The sequence below is a fragment of the Pseudomonas sp. PSB18 genome (assembly GCF_014596565.1).
Lineage (GTDB): Bacteria > Pseudomonadota > Gammaproteobacteria > Pseudomonadales > Pseudomonadaceae > Aquipseudomonas.
In genome coordinates, this window is record NZ_NOIN01000008.1 from 140,450 (window position 1) to 161,160 (window position 20,711).

The 20,711-nt window shown below is 61.4% G+C and carries 19 protein-coding genes; 7 read left to right on the forward strand and 12 right to left on the reverse strand.

From position 1 onward, the window contains the following. Positions 1–4 precede the first annotated feature (4 nt). From CGA22_RS19475 to CGA22_RS19490, 4 genes are all read right to left on the reverse strand, one after another. A complete protein-coding gene (locus CGA22_RS19475) occupies positions 5–1,153 on the reverse strand; it encodes an efflux RND transporter periplasmic adaptor subunit (RefSeq protein ID WP_041020776.1) in 1,149 nt (382 codons plus the stop codon). 150 nt (positions 1,154–1,303) lie between these two features. Further along, positions 1,304–2,401: a DUF1513 domain-containing protein gene (locus CGA22_RS19480; RefSeq protein ID WP_041020775.1), complete on the reverse strand. Its 1,098-nt coding sequence runs from the start codon at positions 2,399–2,401 to the stop codon at positions 1,304–1,306. Between the two features lie 2 nt (positions 2,402–2,403). After that, the gene (locus tag CGA22_RS19485; protein WP_041020774.1) at positions 2,404–3,468 is read right to left on the reverse strand and encodes an imelysin family protein; all 1,065 of its coding nucleotides are present in this window, start codon (positions 3,466–3,468) and stop codon (positions 2,404–2,406) included. A gap of 26 nt (positions 3,469–3,494) precedes the next feature. Beyond that, on the reverse strand, positions 3,495–4,931 hold the full coding sequence (locus CGA22_RS19490) for a di-heme oxidoredictase family protein (protein ID WP_041020773.1): 1,437 nt from the start codon (positions 4,929–4,931) through the stop codon (positions 3,495–3,497). Between the two features lie 257 nt (positions 4,932–5,188). Between CGA22_RS19490 and CGA22_RS19495 the strand changes: the two genes are divergently transcribed. Further along, positions 5,189–7,891, forward strand: a complete 2,703-nt coding sequence (locus CGA22_RS19495; protein ID WP_052435077.1) for a hypothetical protein — start codon at positions 5,189–5,191, stop codon at positions 7,889–7,891. Positions 7,892–8,029: 138 nt separating this feature from the next. Here CGA22_RS19495 and CGA22_RS19500 read toward each other — a convergent pair whose 3' ends face one another. The 6 genes from CGA22_RS19500 to CGA22_RS19525 form a co-directional block, all read right to left on the reverse strand. Next, complete coding sequence (locus CGA22_RS19500; RefSeq protein WP_041020772.1) at positions 8,030–9,370, reverse strand: sensor histidine kinase; 1,341 nt, start codon at positions 9,368–9,370, stop codon at positions 8,030–8,032. 65 nt (positions 9,371–9,435) lie between these two features. Then, positions 9,436–9,873, reverse strand: a complete 438-nt coding sequence (locus CGA22_RS19505) for a Spy/CpxP family protein refolding chaperone (RefSeq protein ID WP_041020771.1) — start codon at positions 9,871–9,873, stop codon at positions 9,436–9,438. 286 nt (positions 9,874–10,159) lie between these two features. Further along, complete coding sequence (locus tag CGA22_RS19510; RefSeq protein WP_024779541.1) at positions 10,160–10,837, reverse strand: response regulator transcription factor; 678 nt, start codon at positions 10,835–10,837, stop codon at positions 10,160–10,162. Between the two features lie 7 nt (positions 10,838–10,844). Continuing rightward, positions 10,845–11,255, reverse strand: coding sequence for a translation initiation factor 2 (locus CGA22_RS19515; protein ID WP_041020770.1), 411 nt, complete (start codon positions 11,253–11,255; stop codon positions 10,845–10,847). A gap of 117 nt (positions 11,256–11,372) precedes the next feature. After that, positions 11,373–11,672, reverse strand: coding sequence for a YciI family protein (locus CGA22_RS19520; RefSeq protein WP_041020769.1), 300 nt, complete (start codon positions 11,670–11,672; stop codon positions 11,373–11,375). A gap of 1 nt (position 11,673) precedes the next feature. Continuing rightward, entirely contained in the window at positions 11,674–12,270 is a 597-nt protein-coding gene (locus tag CGA22_RS19525; protein WP_041020768.1) for a septation protein A, read from the reverse strand. Between the two features lie 87 nt (positions 12,271–12,357). Here CGA22_RS19525 and CGA22_RS19530 point away from each other — a divergent pair, with 87 nt between their 5' ends. From CGA22_RS19530 to rluB, 5 genes are all read left to right on the forward strand, one after another. Then, positions 12,358–13,221 carry a PHP domain-containing protein gene (locus CGA22_RS19530; protein ID WP_041020767.1) on the forward strand — a complete coding sequence of 288 codons (864 nt, stop codon included), beginning with the start codon at positions 12,358–12,360 and terminating at the stop codon, positions 13,219–13,221. Between the two features lie 13 nt (positions 13,222–13,234). Then, positions 13,235–13,864: an L-threonylcarbamoyladenylate synthase gene (locus tag CGA22_RS19535; RefSeq protein ID WP_024779546.1), complete on the forward strand. Its 630-nt coding sequence runs from the start codon at positions 13,235–13,237 to the stop codon at positions 13,862–13,864. A gap of 123 nt (positions 13,865–13,987) precedes the next feature. Further along, positions 13,988–14,686: a segregation and condensation protein A gene (locus CGA22_RS19540; protein WP_173668659.1), complete on the forward strand. Its 699-nt coding sequence runs from the start codon at positions 13,988–13,990 to the stop codon at positions 14,684–14,686. Positions 14,687–14,697: 11 nt separating this feature from the next. After that, positions 14,698–15,636, forward strand: coding sequence for an SMC-Scp complex subunit ScpB (gene scpB / locus CGA22_RS19545; protein WP_041020765.1), 939 nt, complete (start codon positions 14,698–14,700; stop codon positions 15,634–15,636). A 278-nt stretch (positions 15,637–15,914) separates the two neighbouring features. Further along, positions 15,915–17,132 (forward strand): 23S rRNA pseudouridine(2605) synthase RluB, encoded by a 1,218-nt coding sequence (rluB, locus tag CGA22_RS19550; RefSeq protein WP_041020764.1) that lies wholly within the window; start codon positions 15,915–15,917, stop codon positions 17,130–17,132. Positions 17,133–17,341: 209 nt separating this feature from the next. On the opposite strand, the gene CGA22_RS19555 is transcribed toward rluB, so the two are convergent. Both CGA22_RS19555 and CGA22_RS19560 read right to left on the reverse strand, forming a co-directional pair. Continuing rightward, a complete protein-coding gene (locus CGA22_RS19555) occupies positions 17,342–18,307 on the reverse strand; it encodes a leucyl aminopeptidase (aminopeptidase T) (RefSeq protein ID WP_041020763.1) in 966 nt (321 codons plus the stop codon). 90 nt (positions 18,308–18,397) lie between these two features. Further along, complete coding sequence (locus CGA22_RS19560) at positions 18,398–18,535, reverse strand: hypothetical protein (protein WP_003178782.1); 138 nt, start codon at positions 18,533–18,535, stop codon at positions 18,398–18,400. A gap of 634 nt (positions 18,536–19,169) precedes the next feature. Here CGA22_RS19560 and CGA22_RS19565 point away from each other — a divergent pair. After that, positions 19,170–20,579, forward strand: coding sequence for an amino acid permease (locus CGA22_RS19565; RefSeq protein WP_041020762.1), 1,410 nt, complete (start codon positions 19,170–19,172; stop codon positions 20,577–20,579). Positions 20,580–20,711 lie beyond the last annotated feature (132 nt).

A 20,711-nucleotide genomic window follows, 5' to 3' on the forward strand; every position in this document is an offset into this window, starting at 1 on the left:
TTGATCAGTCCGCGGGTCGCGGGCTGTTCTGTTCGGTCAGGGTCTTGTCGTCGCTGATGGCGATGTGGGTACCGTTATCCAGTTTGATCTGGCCGGCGATCACGACCTGTTCGCCGCTCTGCACGCCCTTGGTAACCAGCACCAGCCCGTCACGGCGTTCGCCGGTCTCGACGAAGCGCCGTTCGACAATCAGGACCGGCTGGCCCTTGTCGTCCTTCTCGACATTGCCGTCGGCGGTTTTCTTCTGTGTGACCACGTACATGGAGTTGCCGTAGAGGGTGTAGGTCACGGCGCTCTCCGGCACGACGATTCCGGCCGCCACCTCCGGCAGGATTACCTGCAGGTTGGCGAACATGCCGGGCAACAGCTTGCCGTCGGGGTTGGCCAGGGTGGCGCGTACCAGCACATTGCGGGTGCTGTCCTCGACCTTGGGGTTGATGGCACTGATGGCGCCGACGAACGTCTGGCCGGGGTAGGCCGAGACGCCGACGTTGACCGGTTGGGCAACCGCCAGCCTCGGCACCGTTTGCTCGGGGACGTAGAAGTCCACGTAGAGGCTGCTGAGGTCCTGCAGGGTGGCGATGACCGTGCCGCTGGCGAGGTAATCACCGACATCCACTTGGCGAATGCCGATGGTGCCGCTGAACGGCGCGACGATGCGTTTCTTGTCCAGCGACGCCTTGAGCTGGTTGACCGTGGCCTGGTTCTTTTTCAACTGCGCCGAAAGTCGGTCGAACTCGCCCTTGGAGATCGCCTGGCTGCCCACCAGTTGCCGGCCGCGGCCGAAGTCCAGTTGTGACAGGCCCAGGTCGGCCTCGGCGGTTTCCAGCAGGGCATTTTCGACTTCGCTGTCCAGTTGCAGGAGCGGCTGGCCGGCCTTGACCTTCTGTCCGGACTGGAACAGCACCTTCTGCACGGTCCCGGCAATCTCCAGGCTCAGGTCCACGCCTTGCAACGCCTTGAGGCTGCCGACGGTCGGCAGTCGACTCTGCCAGGGCTGATCGGTGGCGCTGGCCACGGCAACACCGATTGGCGGTTTCGGCACAGAAAACGACTGGATCTGCTGGTAGATGGAGAAGCCCTTATAGCCGCCCAGCAACAGCACCACCAACAGGACAACACCCAACATGATCAGCATGCGGCGTCGTAGCATGTTCCACTTCCTTGGACAGGCGTTAGAAAAGACATTCAGGCCGGCACATTACTCTGAGTGTGCTGGGGATTCCAGATCCCGGAAGGCCTGTGTCGCGTAGGAATATTCCTGAAATACAGGGGCTGCATCGATAGTGTCGCCCCCGTTCGATCAGGCCAGATGCAAATGGTTGTCCCAGAGCCCCGCCGGCAGGTCCAACGGTTTTGCCACCAGTTGAGCCTGTCGGCAATCGTAATAGCGGCAACGCCCCTGACCCGAGGTCACGACGAAACCATCCGCCACCGCACCCACCCCGGCGCAATCCGGCAGAGGGGCATCCAGGCGGACTTCACCGCTGTCCAGGTCCCAGATGAAAAAGCGATTGCCACGAGGGGCCGTCAGCGCGACCAGGCGCAGGTCGCTGTGCACGGCGACGCTGGCGGTGTAATGCCCCATGGCTTGCAATTGCTGTTCGGACACCGGAAACGCCTTGAAGGGCTGGCCCGGACGTTTGATCGCCACCAGCTCCGAGGACTCGTGGGCATCCCCCATGAACTGCTGGCCGGAAACGATGGTGCCGTCACTGGCGATGCCCAGGTGGCGCACGCTGTTCATCGATTGAGGGAGGGTTTCCTTGCTCAACAGCGTGCCGTCGCGCCGCATGAGGACCAGGCTGGGTTCCATGGCGTCGAGGTTCATCTCGACCCGGCTTTCGGCTTCGGTGCGGATACCGCCGTTGGCCACCACCAGGGTTTCGCCGTCGGGCATCCACGACACCTGGTGCGGGCCGATGCCATGGGTGGGGATTTCGCCGCTGTGCACCAGCCGCTCGCCTTCGAAATGATACACACCCAACAGGCCGCGTCCCGGATCAGAGGTGTCATTCTCGGTGGCGTACAACCATTCGCCGCTGCGATGGATCACCGCGTGGCCGTAGAAATGCCGGTTCGGCAAGGACGTGATGGTCTGCAGCAACGTACCGTCGCGCAGGTCGATCAGGTAGCTTTCGGTGCCCGGGCGACGGGCAACGAACAGCGCCACCGGCTGCGATGGATGATTGACGATGTCATGGCAACGCTGGTCGACCTGGGTGGCGAATACTCGTGTGCCGTCCAGTCGATAACCCACGGCGTAGTGCTTGCCGTCGCTATCGTCCCGTGCCGAAAGCAGCAGTGCAGGGGTGTCCTTTTGCTTGAACAGCGTCCAGCCACCCAGGGTAACGGCGCCGAGCAGCAAGCTGCCCAGTGCCAGGGCCTGACGTCGAAACATGATCAGTCACCGTCGTTGGCATTGAAGCCCAGTTGGATGCCCAGCGCCTTGGCCAGTTCGCCTTCATGCAGGCGATGGACGACGTTGAGGCTGTCGTACAAATCGTTGAGTTGCTGACGCCCGGCGTCGTCGTTGAGCATTTCGGTCAGCGAACGCTGGGTGCTGGCGAACAGCTTCAACGAGGCGTCATAGGCGGCGTCGATCTTGTCTGCCAAGGGTTTCTGGTCACTCGGCAGCAGACCGCGCAGGCCCTTGTTATCCACGCCGACCCAGACCGTCCTGGCCGCCTTGAGGCTGGCTTCCAGGCCTTGCAGGGACGACTGGCTGCGCCAGGCATCGGCCTGGAAAGGTTGCGGCACGCCCTTGGTCTGACGGCCCATCGGGGTGCCGAGTTTCTTCTTCAATGTGTCGATGGCGGTGACCTGGACCCGCAGCAGATCGGCGATCGCTTCGTGGGAATCGGCATAGCGCTGGTTCGGGAATTTGCTCATCTGGGCGAGCATGCCGTCGTTGGTGTTCCAGCGTGACAGGATCTCTTCGGCCAGTTGTTTCTGGCGTTCACCGATGGCCATCAGCAGTGGGCAATACTTGGCTTTCTGCGCGCTGTCGGCCATGTCGATCTTGGCGTCGAAGAGCAGGTATTCATAGGCCGAAAGACCTTGGACCACGACGCTGGATTTGGCCAGGCCGGCGGCGTCGATCTGCGGCTGGCTTTCGACCAGTTGCTCGACCTGACGGCCCACCAGGTTTTTCTTGTCCGGCCAGAACTGTACCTGCCAGGCGCGGTTGCCTTCGGCCAGCGGACCGATCAGCAGCGGTTGCAACTCGGCCCAGGCCTTTTGTGCCTTGAGGAAGTCGGCACGGGCAGTGTCCAGGTTTTCCTTGCCTTGGCAGAACGCCAGGGCGCTGCTTGCCAGTTGCCGGTCGGCATCGACCCAACGGCTGTAGGTCGGCAGGATCACTTGCTTGGCGATGGCGGCCGACGTGACGGCTTGCGGGTCCTGCGGCGAGCAGGCTCCGAGGGCGATGGCGGCCAGGCTGGTGAACAACAACTTGGGACGGAACATGTCGGACTCCCGTTTCGGAAAATTGTTTAAAGGGAATTCAGGAAAGCCAGCAACGCGGCGCGTTGCTCGGCATTGAATGCTAAAACCTGGCGCTGCGCCGCTTGCGCTTCGCCGCCATGCCACAGCACGGCTTCGAGCAGGTTGCGGGCGCGCCCGTCATGCAGGAACTGGGTGTGGCCGCTGACGGTCTCCGTCAGGCCGATACCCCACAGCGGCGGGGTCCGCCAGTCACGGCCGCCGGCCTTGAACTCGCTGCGGTTGTCGGCCAGGCCTTCGCCCATGTCGTGCAACAACAGGTCGGTGTAAGGACGGATGACCTGGTTCGCCAACTCCGGCTCGGCGGCGTTGGCGGAGGTGGTGTATCTGGGGGTGTGGCACGATTGGCAACCGGCCTGGAAAAACAGATTCTTGCCGGCCAGTACCTGGGGTGAATTCACCTCCCGGCGCGCCGGTACGGCCAGGTTGCGGCTATAGAACAGCACCAGCCGCAGGATGTTGTCGCTCACCTCCGGTTCGCCGTCCGGGCCGTTGCCGTTGGGCGCACGCTTGCAATCGACCTGGGCTTCAGTGCAATCGTCGAACGGCCGCAGGCTTGTGGTCAGGCCCATGTCGCCGGAGAACGCGTGGACGTTCTGCTGGTTGAGGTTGGGCTGTCCGGCCTTCCAACCGAAACGTCCCATGACGGTTTTCTGCTGGACATCGTCCCAGACCTGGTTCGGGCGGCCGGCGATGCCGTTCTTCTCCCGCGCCTGGGCTTCGGCGTTCGCCAGGATGGCTTCGTCGGGGATGGCCTCCAGCAGTCCCAAACCGATCATCGGTGGCGCGACGCGGGCGGAAAAACGCGTGTCGGGGTGCATCGGGCCGTAGCCCAACTGGCTGATCTGCAGGCTCGGCTTGCGCAGTTCCACCACCGTGCCGTCCTTGAAGCGCACCGGGACAGGTGCATAGTCAACCCGCACCTTGCCTTCCGGGGCGACGCCGGGTACGGACATATCCTGCAGTTGCCCGCCATAGACCGGCTCCGGCACCACGCCCAGGTGCTCGATGAGCTTGGCGTAGGACGGCGCATCAGGGATCGACAGGCGCACCAGCATCGACACCGCGTTGGTCGCGTCCGGCGTCGGCGGATGGCCGCGACCGTCCTTGATGTGGCAATTCTGGCAGGCATTGGTATTGAACAGCGGCCCGAGGCCGTCCCGTGCGGTGGTGGTCGACGGGGCGATCACCCAGGGGCTGCGGAAAAAACTGTTGCCGACGCTGAAGTCCACGCGTCGCGAGGGCGGCAGGTTGGCCGAGGGCAGGGAGAATGCGTTCTGGTCGGCCTTGCGTACCGTCGCGGCGCCGCCGGACCGCGCTTCACCGGGCTCGGCCTGGGTAAAGCGCGGCGCATCGTCGCAGGCAGTCAGGCCCATGGCCGTGGCCAGTGTCATGAACAGCGTGCATAGAAGGGGCAACGACGGCATCGAGCATCCCGGAAGACGAGTGAAACGAGGGCGCAAAGTCTAACAGGATGGGGAACTTTGAATAAGAGGAATTATCGTTTGGTTTAGGGTAATCCGGGCGACATAGGCGGTGTTTTACTCGGCCTGGTTCTAGCGTCCAGCCAGCCCCGACCTGACCACTCGTCCCCACCTGTAGGTTCTGACAGTAGCCAAGCCCGCGCTCCCGAGATGTGATAGTGACCTGGAGTCCATCACTTTCCAATGAAGAGGGGTGCATCATGAGCGACTCATCGACCACTGCCGATCAAACCATACTGGTCCTGAGCCCGCCCAGGCTGCCCCGCGCCACCACCCCCGTAACAGGCGCTCATTATGGCGTACCCAAGCATGTTTATGACCTGGAGCCCATGGGGTGCGCAGTAGAGGTCGATCCTTATCAGGGACAGCAGGGAGGCGATACGGTCTCTATCAACTTGAACGGCGAACTGGCCCTGGATAGCGATCAGACTCAAGGCGTCGATGACATGGTCACGTTGTACATCCCGCACGCCAAATTGTTGGTAGGCATTGTCAATCGGCTGACTTACACGGTGACTCGCGGCAGTAATAACTTAGGGAGCTCAGAGCCTCCGCTGGAAATTCTGTACAACAGTATCCGCCCCGGCATCGAGGATGCGACGCCCGGCGACAATGCGCATTCCGAGCTCGTGTTGCTGCTGCCGGACGAAATCAAGAACGGCGTGGGGCCCGGTTTTACCCGGGCGACGGTGTGCGTGGCTTATCCGTATTGCCGGGCTTATGACCGCATCCGGCTCAATTGCAACGGTCATGACGTGTATCACACCGTCAGCGTCAGCGAAGCCCCCGCGCCACCGGCCCATGGCTCGTCGACCCCGACCACGGTGTGTTTCGACGTCACCAGTGCAGACCTGAGCGACGATCCCGAATTCAAGTTTTCCTTCACCGTCAACGACCAGCTCAACAACTCCCCGGACCCCGACGCCCCGTGGTCGGCCGTGCAGGTAGTGGATGTCGACCAGGCCGGTACCCGACTGCCGCAGCCGATCCCGCGGGAAATTGCCAGTGATGCCGGCGACGACCCAAGCACCATCGATCTCGACAAGCTGGGTGCCAACCCGTTGCTGTTGATTGTCTTGACCGGTGACTCCCGTTTCATGCCAGGGGACACGGTGGAGGCGACCTATGTCGCGAAGGTTGCTGGCCAGCCGGATGTTGTCGCCTCTGCGACAGGCACGGTTGAAACCGATGGGCTCGGGCAAAAACAAGCTTGTGTCTTGATGATTCCCAACGACAAGGTGATTGCGGGCAGTACGGTACAGGCGTCCTACCGATTGCTCAGAAACACGGCACTGGTCGGCACCTCGAAAACTGCCAGGGCCACCGTTATTGGCGAGGGCGGGCTGGATCTTCGTCCGCCCAGCGTCAAGGAGGCGAACGGCAACAGCCTCGACCCAGTGGATGCAAAAGACGCGCTGACCGTGGTGGTCAGGCAATATGACGGCATGCTGGGAAGCGACGGACTGAGCGTGACTTGGGCGGGGACGGCCGGCGCCGGTTCCTACACCACCCCGACTGAGGACGTTGGCGTCGTTGGTGACAAGGAGGTTCCGATCCCCGTCGAGGTCCTGGCCTTCAATCTCGGCAAGCAGGTGACAGTGACCTATACCGTTGTGCGGAATAAGCGAGCCAGCGCCACGCCCTCCGAACCGTTGCTGCTCAACGTGCGCGACATCGCCCAGGGCGATCTGCCGACACCGCTGATCCTCGAAGCGGCCAATGCTGGCGCAGGCCCCGAGCTTGATCTGGCCAGTTTCGCCGGTGACGCGAATCTGAAGGTTGCTCCATGGCCGCTCATGGCTCTCGACCAGAAGGTCTGGCTACGCTGCGAGGGCATCAAGAGCGACGGTACGAAGCATACGATCACCTTGCAAGCCGCCACAGGCGTGACTACGGAGGAGGTGAGGACTGGACTGTCCAAGCCGGTTCCCCGAGGCCAACTGCAACTTTTGCGCGATCGCTCGGACCTGACCCTGATGCTGGAAGTGACCTTCGACAAGTCGCCTGAAGTCGTCAAGGCCATCGCCTTTCCCCTGCGCACTTACTCGATCAAGTCCGTGGTGCTGGAAACACCCCTCATCACCTCGGTCAAGGATTCCAGCGACGCCCCCATCTCCGATGGTGGCTACACCCTGGCGACCAGCATAAAACTGACCGGCGAAGCGACGCCCAACACGAAGGTGGAAATTTTCGACAACGATGAATACAAAAGCACCTTGGAGGTCGGTGGCAATGGTTTGTGGAATGGCACCCTGAGCGGGCTCGTCACGGGAGGTCATAGCCTCACCGCCCGGGCGATCTACCGGAGCAATCCAGTGTCGCCGCCTTGGAGATTGACCGTGGTGCAGGCCATGACGATCGATACCAGCCACGCCGTTCTCAGTACGAGAATTTATAGAACCGCTAAATTTCCAGTGCGCCCACCAGTGGGGGCATATGTGGAGCGGATACCGTCCGGAGGTGTGCCCCCCTATATCTATACTTCCAGCGACCCAGATGTGGCTGAGATTTTTTCATCGGAACATCCGCGAGTTGTATCAAGGTTCTCGGGGGCCGCCACGATAACCATTCGTGATCAAATCGGTGGAAGTGTTGCCTATCCAGTCACTACCTCCGGTGTCTGGATGCTTATGGGCATGGGTGATGTCTACAAATGGCACACCTATTGGAATTGTTGGGGGGCTGCGGTGAACAATGGGGGGGTGATTCCTGACCTGCAGACATGGGGGGCCATTCGAACTACCCATGACGGCGATCCAGGTTTGGGTAGTGTTCGCTCATGGACGTCAAACTCAGCCCCTGGCGACAGACGAGAGTATTCCATTAATCCTCTAACGGGAGAGACTGATTCACTCTCCCAGGATCACGACTATGCAACGGGGTGGCTGATCAAAGCGATATGACAGTCTTGGCATTGAAGCAACGAGGCGGATGCGTCGCCTCATACCAGGCTTGGCTGATCAAGTGTGGCGAGGGAGCTTGCTCCTGCTTGACAATCTAGCGGGAGCAAGCGCCTTCGCCACGGGGCTATTTGCAATGTCTTATGGCTGGACAACCGCCCCCGGCACCAACGGCAGCTCCAGGCTCGCGATGAACCCACCCTCGGGGTGGTTGGCCAGTACCAGCGCACCACCATGGCGTTCGGCTGCACGGCGCGCGATCGCCAGGCCCAGGCCATGACCGGCGGCGGTCTGGCCGGGAGCGCGATAGAACGGCTCGCCCAGTTGGCCCAGGTGTTCGGCTTCCACTCCCGGCCCATGGTCACGCACGCTCACCAGGATCCGTTCACCCTGGCGCACCGCGCGTATCTCGATGGGTTGCCCGGCGGGGCTGAAGCGCTGGGCGTTGCGCAGCAGGTTGTCCACCGCTCGCTCGATCATGGTCGGCCAGCCCTTGAGGGTCAGGTTCGGCTCGGCGTTCAATTGCACGCTTTGTTCCGGGGACGCCAGTTGTGCATCTTTTTGCAGAGCGACCAGCAGGCCGTTGAGATCGATCTCTTCGGCACCGGCATTGTCGGCATCGACCCGGGCCAGCACCAGGATTTCACTGATCAACGCTTCCAGGCGATCGCATTCGCGGGTCAGGCGTGGCCATAGCGCTTCGCGCTCCTGGGGGCCGGCCCGCTCCGCCAACGCCAGGGCGATACGCAGCCGGGCCAGGGGCGAGCGCAGTTCATGGGACACGTCCCGCAGCAACTGTCGCTGGCTGCCAATCAGGCTTTGCAAGCGCGCGCCCATGCGGTTGAAGTCTGTCGCCAGTACCCCGAATTCGTCGCGGCGGTTGGCCAGTTTGGCGAGACTGTTCTGTTGGTAGGTGGTTTGTCCCAGGTCATGCACGGCGCCGCGCAGTCGGTTCAACGGGCGAGTGATGGAGAAGGTCACCAGCAGACTGAACAAGGTCAGCACCACCAGGGCGATCCCCAGGGCACTGAGGGGCCAGAGCAGGCTGTCGCGGTGCCAGGCGTCCAGCTCGGGATGGGGGATGCGGTAGATGAACAGGTAGGTGTCGCCGGTCTTGGCGCTGGTGAACTCGTCGGTCAGGCGCCGCCAGGGCAGGCGTCGGTCGTCGTTGTTCTGCCGTGCCTCGAAGGCTGCGGCACGCCGTGGAAAGGTTCCACGCACCACCGGGTCGCCGCTTTCGTTGAGCACCTGGACGTCAATGTGATACTGGCGTTTGCGCTGTTGCAGAATTTCCTGCGCGGCATCTTCGCCCTGGCTTTCGTAGGTTTGTGTCCACTCTTCGGCCAGGGTGTTGAGCCCTGGATGGCGACTCAGAATCCAGGCGTCCTGGTTCAGTACATGGCCCAGTAGAATCGAAAGCCCTGCAACCAGCGTGATGGCCAGCCAGAAACTGGCCAGGATGCGCCAGAACAATGAACGCACGGTAAATCCTCGAAACAGGAAAAGCCCAGCGGCGCGGAGCCGCTGGGCAGGGGAACGTCAATGCATTATTGCGCTTTTTGCGGCTGTTGCGCCTTCCAGGCCTTGAATTCGGCCCACTCGGCGCGACGCTCGGCCTGTTTCTTCTGGATCGCGTCGAACTCTTTTTGCTGCTCAGGTTTCAACAGCCCACGGATCTGGGCATCGACTTTCTCGTGCCGCGCCTTCATTTCATCCTGCATGGCCTTCTGGTCGGCCGGCGACAGTTTCGCCAGGTACTTCTCTACCAGCTCCTGACGTTCATGACGCTGTTCGCCCATGATCCGGCGGATCTGCTGGCGCTGTTCGTGGGTCAGGTCCAGTTGGCTGTACGGGCCTCTGTCGTGCATCTGGCCGCCGTGACGCGGGCCATCCATCGGCCCCATCGGGCCAGCGCCTTCCGGCATCGCCATGGCCACGGTCGGCAGGGCGGCAGCGAACATCAGAGCGATAAGGGTCTTGCGCATGGTGTATCTCCTTGTCTCGTTCCCGGTCAGTTCCGGATGTGTGCAGATTACGGAGATCAAGGTCAGCGGCGGTCAGGGGTGGGTAAAGCTTGGGTAAAGAGGGTTTGGTGTGGTGCTGACAAAACAGGCGACATAAACCTGTGGCGAGGGAGCTTGCTCCCGTTGGAGGCGAAGCCCTCCCAATGCAATGACAGTGTTTGGCCTGATGGACCACGGTGTGAGGTTTTTTGGGGCTACTGCGTAGCCCAGCGGGAGCAAGCTCCCTCGCCACAAGTCGGCAGGGTGGTTAGAGGCTGTAGTAATAACCCCGGCTGCGCAGCGCCACGATGCGCGGGCGGCCGTCGGGATGGGGGCCGATTTTCTTGCGCAGGTTGCTCACGTGCATGTCGAGGCTGCGGTCGTACAGGGTCAGCTTGCGGCCCAGGGCGATCTGCGCCAGTTCCTGCTTGTCCAGCGGCTCGCCCGGCTGCTTGAGCAACGCTTCGAGCAGGCGGCTCTCGGACACGGTGAGGGTCTGCTCCTGCTCATCGATGCTGACCACGCCACGTACCGGGCTGAAGGTCAGGTCGCCCAGTTCGATCTGGCTGGACACCGCCGTTGGATGACTGCGACGCAGCACGGCGCGCAGGCGGGCGGTCAGTTCCCGTGGGTCGCAGGGTTTGGCCAGGTAATCGTCAGCGCCCAGTTCCAGGCCGAGGATGCGGTCCAGCGGTTCGCCGCGGGCCGACAGCATCACCACCGGCAGTTCCGGATGGTCTGTGCGCAGTTGCTTGAGCAATTCCAGGCCACTGCCGTCGGGCAGCATCACATCCAGCACCACCGCGGCCGGAGCGGTTTCGGCCAGGGCCTTGCGGGCGCTCTGGCCATCGTGGCAGGCCCGGACCTGGAAGCCTTCCTGACCCAGCCAACTGCCGAGGAGCTCACACAGCTCCTGGTCATCATCAATCAGTAACAGCTCGCTCATGAATCACTCAATTTAGCCATTGCCGACGCTGTCTACGTCCACCGCTGGCAAAGATACCGCAGAGTAGGGCCAATAGCGCTACCCCGGCACCAATGACGAACCATTGCTGTTGATCGGTCAACAGGCGCGGCAGCGTGCTGGACTGGGCTTCCTTGAGTTGCAGCTTCAGGCGCTGGTTCTCCTGGCGCAACCGGCTCACCAGCGCGGTTTCGCGTTCGCCGTTGGCGTTCTGCAATTGTTGGGTCAGCTCTTCGCGCAGGCGTTCGCTGTCTTTCAAGCGTTGCTGCAGCTCGGTGATCTGGCCGCCCGCGCTCAGGGACAAGGGGGTCGAATGACTGCCCTCGGTGCTTTCTTCGCCATGGGCGGGGGCCCCGATCGACAACATGACCCATAACAGGCACAACGGACCTTTGCGCATTGCCACTCCTGAATTCCCATCGAGACTAGACAGATTAGACAGGTTGTCGGCAGGCAAACGAGAACAATGAGCAATTGAATGCAATGAGCCGCGCAGACTCATCGCATTCGAGCATTTTTACGGCAGGACTTGCTTGAACGGCTTGACCACGACATTGGCGTAGACGCCGGCGGTCACGAATGGATCGGCCTCGGCCCAGGCTTGTGCGGCGGCCAGGGAGTCGAACTCGGCGACGATCAGGCTGCCGCTGAACCCTGCGGCGCCTGGGTCATTGCTGTCCACCGCCGGGTGCGGGCCGGCCAATACGATACGACCTTCGGCCTTGAGCTGCTGCAGGCGCGCCAGGTGTTCGGGGCGGGCGGCCAGGCGTTTTTCCAGGGAGTTGGCGACGTCGGTGGCAATGATTGCGTAGAGCATGTCAGTCCTCGGTTTTTTGCGTGGGGGTGTCGGCATCGTGCAGGTGACGGGACAGGTAGATGCCCTGGCCAATCAGGAACAGCAGCGTCATGCCCAGGCTGCCGAAGACCTTGAAGTCGACCCAGTAGTCCTGGAACGTGAACGCGACGAACAGGTTGGCACCGCCGCAGAACAGGAAAAAGGCGATCCAGGCGATGTTCAGACGGGTCCAGATCACGTCCGGCAGGCTGACGGCATGACCCATGATGCGCTTGATCAGCAGGCTGTCGCCGATGAAATGACTGCCGATGAAGGCCAGGGCGAACAGCCAGTTGACCACCGGCGCTTTCCATTTGAGGAAGGTGTCGCTGTGGAAGGCCAGGGTCAGGCTGCCGAAGACAAGGCAGGCGATCAGGGTCAGCCACTGGCTTTTTTCCAGCTTGCGCTGGGAGATGAACAACGCGCCGTAGACCACCAGGGAGCTGATGATGAGCACCGCGGTGGCGCTGTAGATACCGCCTACCGTCAGGGTCTGACCGGCAATGTCGACGGTGCGTGGGTCAAGTTTAAAGGTGATGAAAAACAGCAGAAGCGGGATGAAGTCGATGAATTGTTTCACAATGGCAGCCAGAAGCAGGATGTGACGGCATAATAACAAACATCCCAGGCCGCGATAGGGCCAGCTGATTTGAGGTAACAAACCCCCGTGAATGTTGATTTGCACTGCCATAGCACGGCCTCCGATGGCGCCCTGGCGCCTGCAATTGTGGTGGCGCGGGCGTTCGAGCACGGCGTGCGAGTCCTGGCCCTGACCGATCACGACACCCTCGAAGGCCTCGACGAGGCCCGCAACGCGGCGACGGCATTGGGCATGCAACTGGTCAACGGCGTCGAGTTGTCCTGCACTTGGGGCGGGGCGACCATCCATGTGCTGGGCTACGGTTTCGATGTCGATGCGCCGCCGCTGGTCCAGGCCATCGCCCAGTTGCGCGACGGTCGCTGGCTGCGCGCCGAGGAGATCAGTCGCAAGCTGGCCCTCAAGGGTATGCCCGGTGCGTTGGAGGGCGCCCGGCAGATCCAGCAGGAACTGGGGGACAGCGGCAATGCGCCGGCCCGACCGCACTTCGCCGACTGGATGGTGCGCGAAGGTTTCGTCAAGGACCGCGCCGACGCGTTTCGCAAATGGCTGGGGGCCGGCAAGCTGGGCGACGTCAAGCAGCATTGGCCTACGCTGGAGCAGACGGTTGAGACTCTGCGGGCCGCCGGGGCGTGGGTCAGCCTGGCGCATCCCTGGCACTATGATTTCACCCGCAGCAAACGTCGCCGCCTGATAGCCGACTATATTCAAGCAGGGGGCCACGCCATGGAGGTGGTCAATGGCCATCAGCCGGCCGAACAGGTCGGCAGCCTGGCGATTCTGGCCCGGGAGTTTGGCCTGCTGGTCACCGCCGGCAGTGATTTTCATGGCCCAGGAGGCTGGTCCGAGATCGGCGAGTACCGCCCGTTGCCCGAAGATCTGCCACCGCTTTGGTGTAGATTCAAACATGATCTTGTTACCGACGCCGTCTGAACAGGTAGAACACGTGAGTCAATTTTTCCAGATTCATCCGGAAAACCCGCAAGCGCGCCTGATCAAACAGGCGGTGGAAATCATTCGTGGTGGTGGCGTGGTGGTCTACCCCACCGATTCCTCCTACGCCATCGGCTGCCAGATCGGTGACAAGAATGCCGTGGAACGGGTCAGGCGCCTGCGTCAGCTGGACGACAAGCACAACTTTGCGCTGATCTGCAGCGACCTGTCGCAGTTGGGCCTGTTCGCCAAGATCGATACCGGCACCTTCCGGCTGCTCAAGGCCCATTTGCCGGGCCCCTACACCTTTATTCTCAACGCCACCCGCGAAGTGCCACGACTGTTGTTGCACCCGAAGAAACGCACCATCGGCCTGCGGGTGCCGAGCCATCCGATTGCCCTGGCGCTGTTGGCGGAACTGGGTGAGCCACTGATGAGTGTGACGCTGATCATGCCCGGTGAAACCGATCCCCTGACCGATCCCTATGAAATGCGCCAGTTGCTCGAACATCAGGTCGACCTGATCATTGACGGCGGTTACGGCGGCATGAAGGCGTCCACCGTGATCAACCTGGCCGACGGCGAACCGCAGGTGGTACGCGTCGGTTGTGGCGATCCGGCACCGTTCCTGGTCGAGGCCTGAATGTCCGTCGTGGAAACCGTGGTAGACAGTCAGGCCGGCGCCCAGCAGGAGCTGCCGTTCGCCATGGTCTATGGCCAGGCGGTCACCGAAATGCCCCTGGACCTGTACATTCCGCCGGACGCCCTGGAAGTGTTCCTCGAAGCTTTCGAGGGCCCGCTCGACCTGTTGCTGTACCTGATCCGCAAGCAGAACATCAACATCCTCGACATTCCCGTGGCGGAAATCACTCGCCAGTACATGGGCTATGTCGAGTTGATGCAGTCGGTGCGCCTTGAGCTGGCGGCCGAATACCTGGTGATGGCGGCCATGCTGGCCGAGATCAAGTCACGGATGCTGTTGCCGCGTTCGGCCGAGGTCGAGGCGGAAGAGGACGATCCCCGTGCCGAACTGATCCGCCGCCTGCAGGAGTACGAGCGCTTCAAAGGCGCCGCCGAAGGCATCGACGGCTTGAGCCGGGTCGGGCGCGACGTGGTGGTGCCCAAGCTCGACGCCCCCGAGGCGCGGGCACGTAAGTTGCTGCCGGACGTGAGCCTGGAAGAGTTACTGATGTCCATGGCGGAAGTCCTGCGTCGGGGTGACATGTTCGAAAGTCACCAGGTCAGCCGCGAAGCGCTGTCCACCCGCGAGCGCATGAGCGATGTGCTGGAACGGCTCAAGGGTGGCGGTTTTGTGCCATTCGTCGAGCTGTTCACCGCCGAAGAAGGGCGGTTGGGGGTTGTGGTGACGTTTATGGCGATCCTGGAGCTGGTCAAGGAGTCCTTGGTCGAGCTGGTGCAGAATGAGCCGTTCGCAGCGATTCACGTGCGGGCACGAGCCGAATAACGAGCAAATCAATGAATCTGACTGAACCCCGCGAGCTGGCCCCCTTGCTTGAAGCTTTTCTGTTGGCCTCGGGAAAGCCGCAATCGATGGAGCGTCTGTTCGAGCTTTTCGAAGAAGGCGAGCGGCCGGAGCCGGCCGTGTTCAAGAAAGCCCTGACCCTGCTGGGCAAGTCCTGCGAGGGGCGGGCTTTCGAACTCAAGGAAGTGGCTTCCGGTTATCGCTTGCAGATCCGCGAGAAATTCGCGCCCTGGGTCGGGCGTCTGTGGGAAGAGCGGCCCCAGCGCTATTCCCGCGCGATGCTCGAAACCATGGCCTTGATCGCCTACCGCCAACCGATCACCCGTGGCGAGATCGAGGACGTGCGGGGTGTGGCGGTGAACAGCCACATCGTCAAGACGTTGCTGGAGCGCGAGTGGATCCGGGTCGTCGGTTACCGCGACGTGCCAGGTAAACCGGCGATGTTCGCCACCACCAAGGCCTTCCTCGATCATTTCAACCTGAAAAACCTCGATGACCTGCCGCCGCTGGCCGAACTGCGGGAGTTGGAGCCCGAGCCGATGCTCGAATTCGACGACGCCCCGGTACCTCAGGGGTTGCAGGACCTGGCCGATGCCAGTGCCGAGCCGGAGGAGCCGAAGGAAGAAACCAGTTTCCATTCGTTGCTGCTGGAACTGGACACCATGGAGGAGGGGCTCAAGACCGATTTCGACGACTTGCTGCGTGACGGTCCGGAACCCGGGGGCGAAACGCCTGACCATGAAGTTGAACCCGCAGCCGAGCCTGAACCCGAAGAGGACATTCTCGGAGTTGCCGAAGCCCGGGAAAAACTGTTGGCTGCTGTTGCTGCCCTTGAGCCGCACGTACCCGAGCCTGAGTTGAGCGACGAGGAAGCCGAAGCCCGGGCGCTGGCTGAAGCGATCGAAAACGAACGTCGCCAGTTTGAGGATTGATCCAACTGACACCGCCCCCCCTGTGGGAGCGAGCCTGCTCGCGATAGCGGTCGTTAATCTTGCATCAATGTTGGGCATGCTGCCGTCATCGCGAGCAGGCTCGCTCCCACAGGGGAATGCAGGGACAGTAGATCACCGATCGGCGGAAAACCCACTGAAAGCCCATCGATCAACTAGTCTCTGATGCGCAAACGCCTCAACGGGCGTATGATTCGCGACCCTTTGGCGAACCTTGCGCCAAACGACCCTTTTCAAGACCACACCGGGAGGTGCCCAGCATGAAAGACCAAGACCAGAACGACAGCCACGAAATCGGCCCCGCAGGCGAGAAACTGCAGAAAGTCCTCGCCCGTATCGGCGTCGGCTCGCGCCGCGACGTGGAAGCCTGGATCACCCAGGGCCGGATCAAGGTCAACGGCAAAGATGCCACCTTGGGCCTGCGCGTCGACATGCACGACGCCATCACCATCGATGGCAAGGTGATCAAGCGCGAAGAGGCTGCCGAAACGGTGCGCCGCGTGATCATGTACAACAAACCCGACGGCGAGATCTGCACCCGCGACGACCCGGAAGGCCGTCCGACCGTGTTCGACAAGATGCCGCGTCCGAAAGAAGGTCGCTGGATCAACATCGGTCGCCTGGACATCAACACCACCGGTCTGCTGATGTTCACCACCGACGGTGAGCTGGCCAACCGCCTGATGCACCCGTCCTACGAGATGGACCGCGAGTACGCCGTGCGGGTACGGGGCGAAGTCGACGACGAAATGATCGAGCGCCTGAAGGCCGGCGTGGTGCTGGAAGACGGCCCGGCGCGTTTCACCGACATCAAGCAGGCGCCGGGTGGTGAAGGTTTCAACCACTGGTACCACTGCGTGGTGATGGAAGGCCGCAACCGTGAAGTGCGTCGTCTGTGGGAATCCCAGGGGCTGGTGGTCAGCCGTCTGAAGCGCGTGCGTTTCGGCCCGGTGTTCCTCAACTCCGACCTGCCGATGGGCCGCTGGCGCGAAATGAGTCAGAAGGAAGTCGACATCCTGTCGGCCGAGGTCGGCCTCACGCCTGTGGCAATGCCGCAGATGACCGCCAAGAGCAAGGACAAGCTGGAGCGGATGCAGCGCAAATCCTCCCGCCCGATGGGCAAGACCGAGCGCGTGCGGACCTTGCGTCCGGCGGCTGAAGGCGCAGCGCCTGGTCCACGAGCTCCCCGCGAGCCGCAGATCGAAGGCGAACGTCCGGCCCGCAAGCCTGCGCCTCGTCAGGATGGCGAACGCGGCCCACGCACGCCACGTCCGGCCAACGGCCGGACTGAGCGTGGCGAAGGTCGCGGTACACCGGTGGCTGAGCGCCCGGCCGACGTCAAGCGCCCGGCCAAGCCGACCTCGAAGAAGCGCCCGGCCATCGCCTTGGTGGATCGTGATGCGCCGTCGGGCAAGCGTCGTGGCGCGCCGGCGGGCTCGGGGCAGCGTCCGGGGTTCGGGCGTCGCAAGCCGGAGTGAGGCCGCTTTGAGTTTCTCGCTGCAAGCGACATGAAAAAACGCCAACCGTAGGGTTGGCGTTTTTTTTGGTCTGGCTTTAGTGATGGGGTGTCGCTGAGACCGTCATCGCGAGCAGGCTCGCTCCCACAAGGGACAGTGGCGAAGATCAACTGTGGGAGCGAGCCTGCTCGCGAAGGGGCCAGTAGCCCCACCATCAGTCCTTCAGAAAACTAAAGCACAAACCGCCCATCAAACATCGGCTCATCATCCAGCGCCAGCACACCGCTCTCGAAAATCAGATCCAGGTGATGACTGCCCTTGGCGCCGCCACCCAATCCCAGGTGCAGGCCGCAATGCCGCTCCTCGAACCCGGCGTTGCGGGCGTACAGGCTCTTGACCCCTTCGTTGGTGCCAATCCCCAGCTCCTCGATGCGCCGGTTGGACGGGTTGGCGTCCAGGTAGCGGTTGAAGTCGTGTTCCAGGCCTGGCACCTCGGTAGCGATTTTCTGGATGGTGGAGTCTTCGATCCACAGCTCCAGCGGCGACTGCAGCACACCATATTTACGTGCGAACGGGATGGTGCTCAGGAATGTGCCAACGAAACTCACCCGGCCATTGATGGTGTCGCTGTGGGTGGCGATTTCACCGGGGGCCAGGTCGTAGTTGCCGAGGCCGTTGATGTCGGTCCACTTCTTGACGCTGTCCAGTGCGGTATCGAAGTACGAGCCATGCTCGTCCTGGAAGCTCAGCGTGCTTGCCTGGGACATGCGCTGGATGAGATGACTGTTGAGCCCGGCGATACGTTGCGGGATGACGCTGAAGGTGTCGTAGAAATATTCGCCGTAGTCCTTGAACAACAGCGATTTCTTCCAGTTGTCCGCCATCACGCCTTGCAGGGCGCGGACAAAGTCCGGGCCGTCAGGGCGTGGGTTGGGCAGGGTGGAAGAGTCGTAGAAGAAAATGTACAGATCGCTGTCGGCAATCGCCTTGGACAAGCGTTCGGTGGGTTCAAGGTCCAGGCGCATGGCGCTGAACCGGAAGGGTGAGCCGCTGCCGGCCTGTTCGGCGATGGCGCCGGTCAGTGCTTCGTAGCCAGCGGTATGGCCGAGCAATACCTTGGCGGGCTGGATGCCGACCAGGGCGGGGTGGTGTTCGAGGTAGTAAAGGAAATGTGAGATGGCTCGTTGTGTGTCCATACTTGTTTTCTTCCCTGATGGATTAGCGTCCCGGACAACCTGCTAGAGGTGGCGGAGCCGACCGGCCGGATCAACTCCGCCGGGTTGCGCTTACAGAGGCCACATCGCCGTGCCGAACGGAACGACGGCGTCGGCTTGCATCATTTCAACGGCGGCTTCATGGGTTGGCGCTTCAAACCATTCGTCCAGTTGCAGTTCGGTTTCCAAGTCTTTGTCCAGTGCTTGCATAGTGAATCTCCTAGATGACTTTTACGGAAAGTTGCGGGCAATCCGGTGAGTGAAAGCTGACCGCATAAAGCCCCGCAAAGGCTTGCCGGCACGATGCCTGGGCAAGTCGCTAAAACCTAGCCGACGGTTTTTTGTAATGCAAAAAATAATTTTATTTTTTTGAGATGAACTTTTTGTTCTATTTTTCGCGGTTTTTTTTGCTTATTAAAAACAGCGACCTGCAGGTTTTTTTGATTAGGAAGCTTCCTACCGTCAATTTGTAGACGGCTTACAGAAAATTCCGACATGGAAAAAATTCGTTACGCATCGTAAAGAAAAGCTGACGAAAAGGAGGCAGGCGCCCGGTTAGAAATTCTCCTTCATGTGAATGTAAGAAAAACCTTCCAGCCGGCCTTCCACGCGTCGTGTCAGAGGGTGTTGGCCGGCTTGTTTCCAATCCATGAGGAGGGTCAGATGCGCCTCATGCCTTGTCAGGGTGTCTGGCAGCGAAGGGTCGGCGGTGTACAATGCGCCGCGTTTTACTGTGACCCTTCGCGTACCCACGCATCTTCAAGGTTATCCGCCTTGCTCATTCCGCCACGTCACAAGCGTGTCGGGTTCGATTTCGTCACAGATAAAAACAAACAGGTGACGCATGACCGTTGTAAATACAGGCGAGCTGAAACGCGGCCTGAAAAATCGACATATTCAATTGATCGCCCTCGGCGGCGCGATTGGTACCGGGTTGTTCCTGGGTTCGGCGGGGGTGCTGAAATCAGCCGGCCCATCGATGATCCTGGGCTACGCCATCTGCGGTTTCATCGCCTTCATGATCATGCGCCAGTTGGGCGAAATGATCGTCGAAGAGCCGGTGGCCGGTTCTTTCAGCCATTTTGCCCACAAGTACTGGGGCGGTTTCGCCGGGTTCCTGTCGGGTTGGAATTGCTGGATTCTGTATATCCTGGTGGGCATGTCCGAGCTGACGGCGGTGGGCAAGTACATCCATTACTGGGCACCGGACATCCCGAGCTGGGCCTCGGCGGCGGCGTTTTTCATCCTGATCAATGCCATCAACCTGGCCAACGTCAAAGTCTTCGGTGAAGCCGAGTTCTGGTTCGCGATCATCAAGGTCGTGGCGATTGTCGGCATGATTGCCTTGGGCAGCTACCTGCTGGTCAGTGGTCACGGCGGCCCGCAAGCTTCGCTGAGCAACCTGTGGTCCCACGGTGGGTTCTTCCCTAACGGCGTGAGCGGCCTGGTGATGGCGATGGCGATCATCATGTTCTCCTTTGGTGGCCTGGAAATGCTCGGCTTCACCGCCGCCGAGGCCGACAAGCCGAAAACCGTGATTCCCAAGGCCATCAACCAGGTGATCTACCGGATCCTGATTTTCTACATCGGTGCCCTGATGGTGCTGTTGTCCCTGACCCCTTGGGATAGCCTGCTGGCCACGCTCAATGCCTCCGGCGATGCCTACAGCGGCAGCCCGTTCGTGCAGGTGTTCTCGATGCTGGGGAGCAACACGGCGGCGCACATCCTCAACTTCGTGGTGCTGACCGCCGCGCTGTCGGTGTACAACAGCGGTACCTATTGCAACAGCCGCATGCTGCTGGGCATGGCCGAGCAGGGCGATGCACCCAAGGCCCTGGCCCGGATCGACAAGCGTGGCGTGCCGGTGCGTTCGATCCTCGCCTCGGCAGCAGTGACGCTGGTGGCGGTATTGCTGAACTATCTGATCCCGCAACATGCGCTGGAGCTGCTGATGTCGCTGGTGGTCGCGACTCTGGTGATCAACTGGGCGATGATCAGCTACTCGCATTTGAAATTCCGCCAGCACATGAACCAGACGCGCCAGGTGCCGTTGTTCAAGGCGCTGTGGTACCCCTACGGCAATTACATCTGCCTGGCGTTCGTGGTGTTCATCCTGGGCGTGATGCTGATGATTCCTGGCATCCAGGTCTCGGTGTATGCGATTCCGGTGTGGCTGGTGTTCATGTGGGTGTGCTATGTGATCAAGAACAAGCGCAGTGCCCAGCATGCATTGACCATGGCGGCTGCCAAGTAGGCATCCTTGAAATACTCCCAAACCCGGCCGAGTGCCGGGTTTGTCATTTCTGATTCTCCCTCTGTGGGCGCGAGCCTGCTCGCGATGGCGTCGGGTCAGAAGCGTCATTGGTGGCTGGCACACCGCAATCGC

Coding starts and splice junctions, on each gene's coding strand:
- CGA22_RS19475 (WP_041020776.1), bottom strand. CDS start 1,153: ATGCTACGACGCCGCATGCTGATCATGTTGGGTGTTGTCCTGTTGGTG.
- CGA22_RS19480 (WP_041020775.1), bottom strand. CDS start 2,401: ATGTTTCGACGTCAGGCCCTGGCACTGGGCAGCTTGCTGCTCGGCGCC.
- CGA22_RS19485 (WP_041020774.1), bottom strand. CDS start 3,468: ATGTTCCGTCCCAAGTTGTTGTTCACCAGCCTGGCCGCCATCGCCCTC.
- CGA22_RS19490 (WP_041020773.1), bottom strand. CDS start 4,931: ATGCCGTCGTTGCCCCTTCTATGCACGCTGTTCATGACACTGGCCACG.
- CGA22_RS19495 (WP_052435077.1), top strand. CDS start 5,189: ATGAGCGACTCATCGACCACTGCCGATCAAACCATACTGGTCCTGAGC.
- CGA22_RS19505 (WP_041020771.1), bottom strand. CDS start 9,873: ATGCGCAAGACCCTTATCGCTCTGATGTTCGCTGCCGCCCTGCCGACC.
- CGA22_RS19510 (WP_024779541.1), bottom strand. CDS start 10,837: ATGAGCGAGCTGTTACTGATTGATGATGACCAGGAGCTGTGTGAGCTC.
- CGA22_RS19515 (WP_041020770.1), bottom strand. CDS start 11,255: ATGCGCAAAGGTCCGTTGTGCCTGTTATGGGTCATGTTGTCGATCGGG.
- CGA22_RS19520 (WP_041020769.1), bottom strand. CDS start 11,672: ATGCTCTACGCAATCATTGCCACCGACGTCGCCAACTCCCTGGAAAAA.
- scpB (WP_041020765.1), top strand. CDS start 14,698: ATGAATCTGACTGAACCCCGCGAGCTGGCCCCCTTGCTTGAAGCTTTT.
- rluB (WP_041020764.1), top strand. CDS start 15,915: ATGAAAGACCAAGACCAGAACGACAGCCACGAAATCGGCCCCGCAGGC.
- CGA22_RS19555 (WP_041020763.1), bottom strand. CDS start 18,307: ATGGACACACAACGAGCCATCTCACATTTCCTTTACTACCTCGAACAC.
- CGA22_RS19560 (WP_003178782.1), bottom strand. CDS start 18,535: ATGCAAGCACTGGACAAAGACTTGGAAACCGAACTGCAACTGGACGAA.
- CGA22_RS19565 (WP_041020762.1), top strand. CDS start 19,170: ATGACCGTTGTAAATACAGGCGAGCTGAAACGCGGCCTGAAAAATCGA.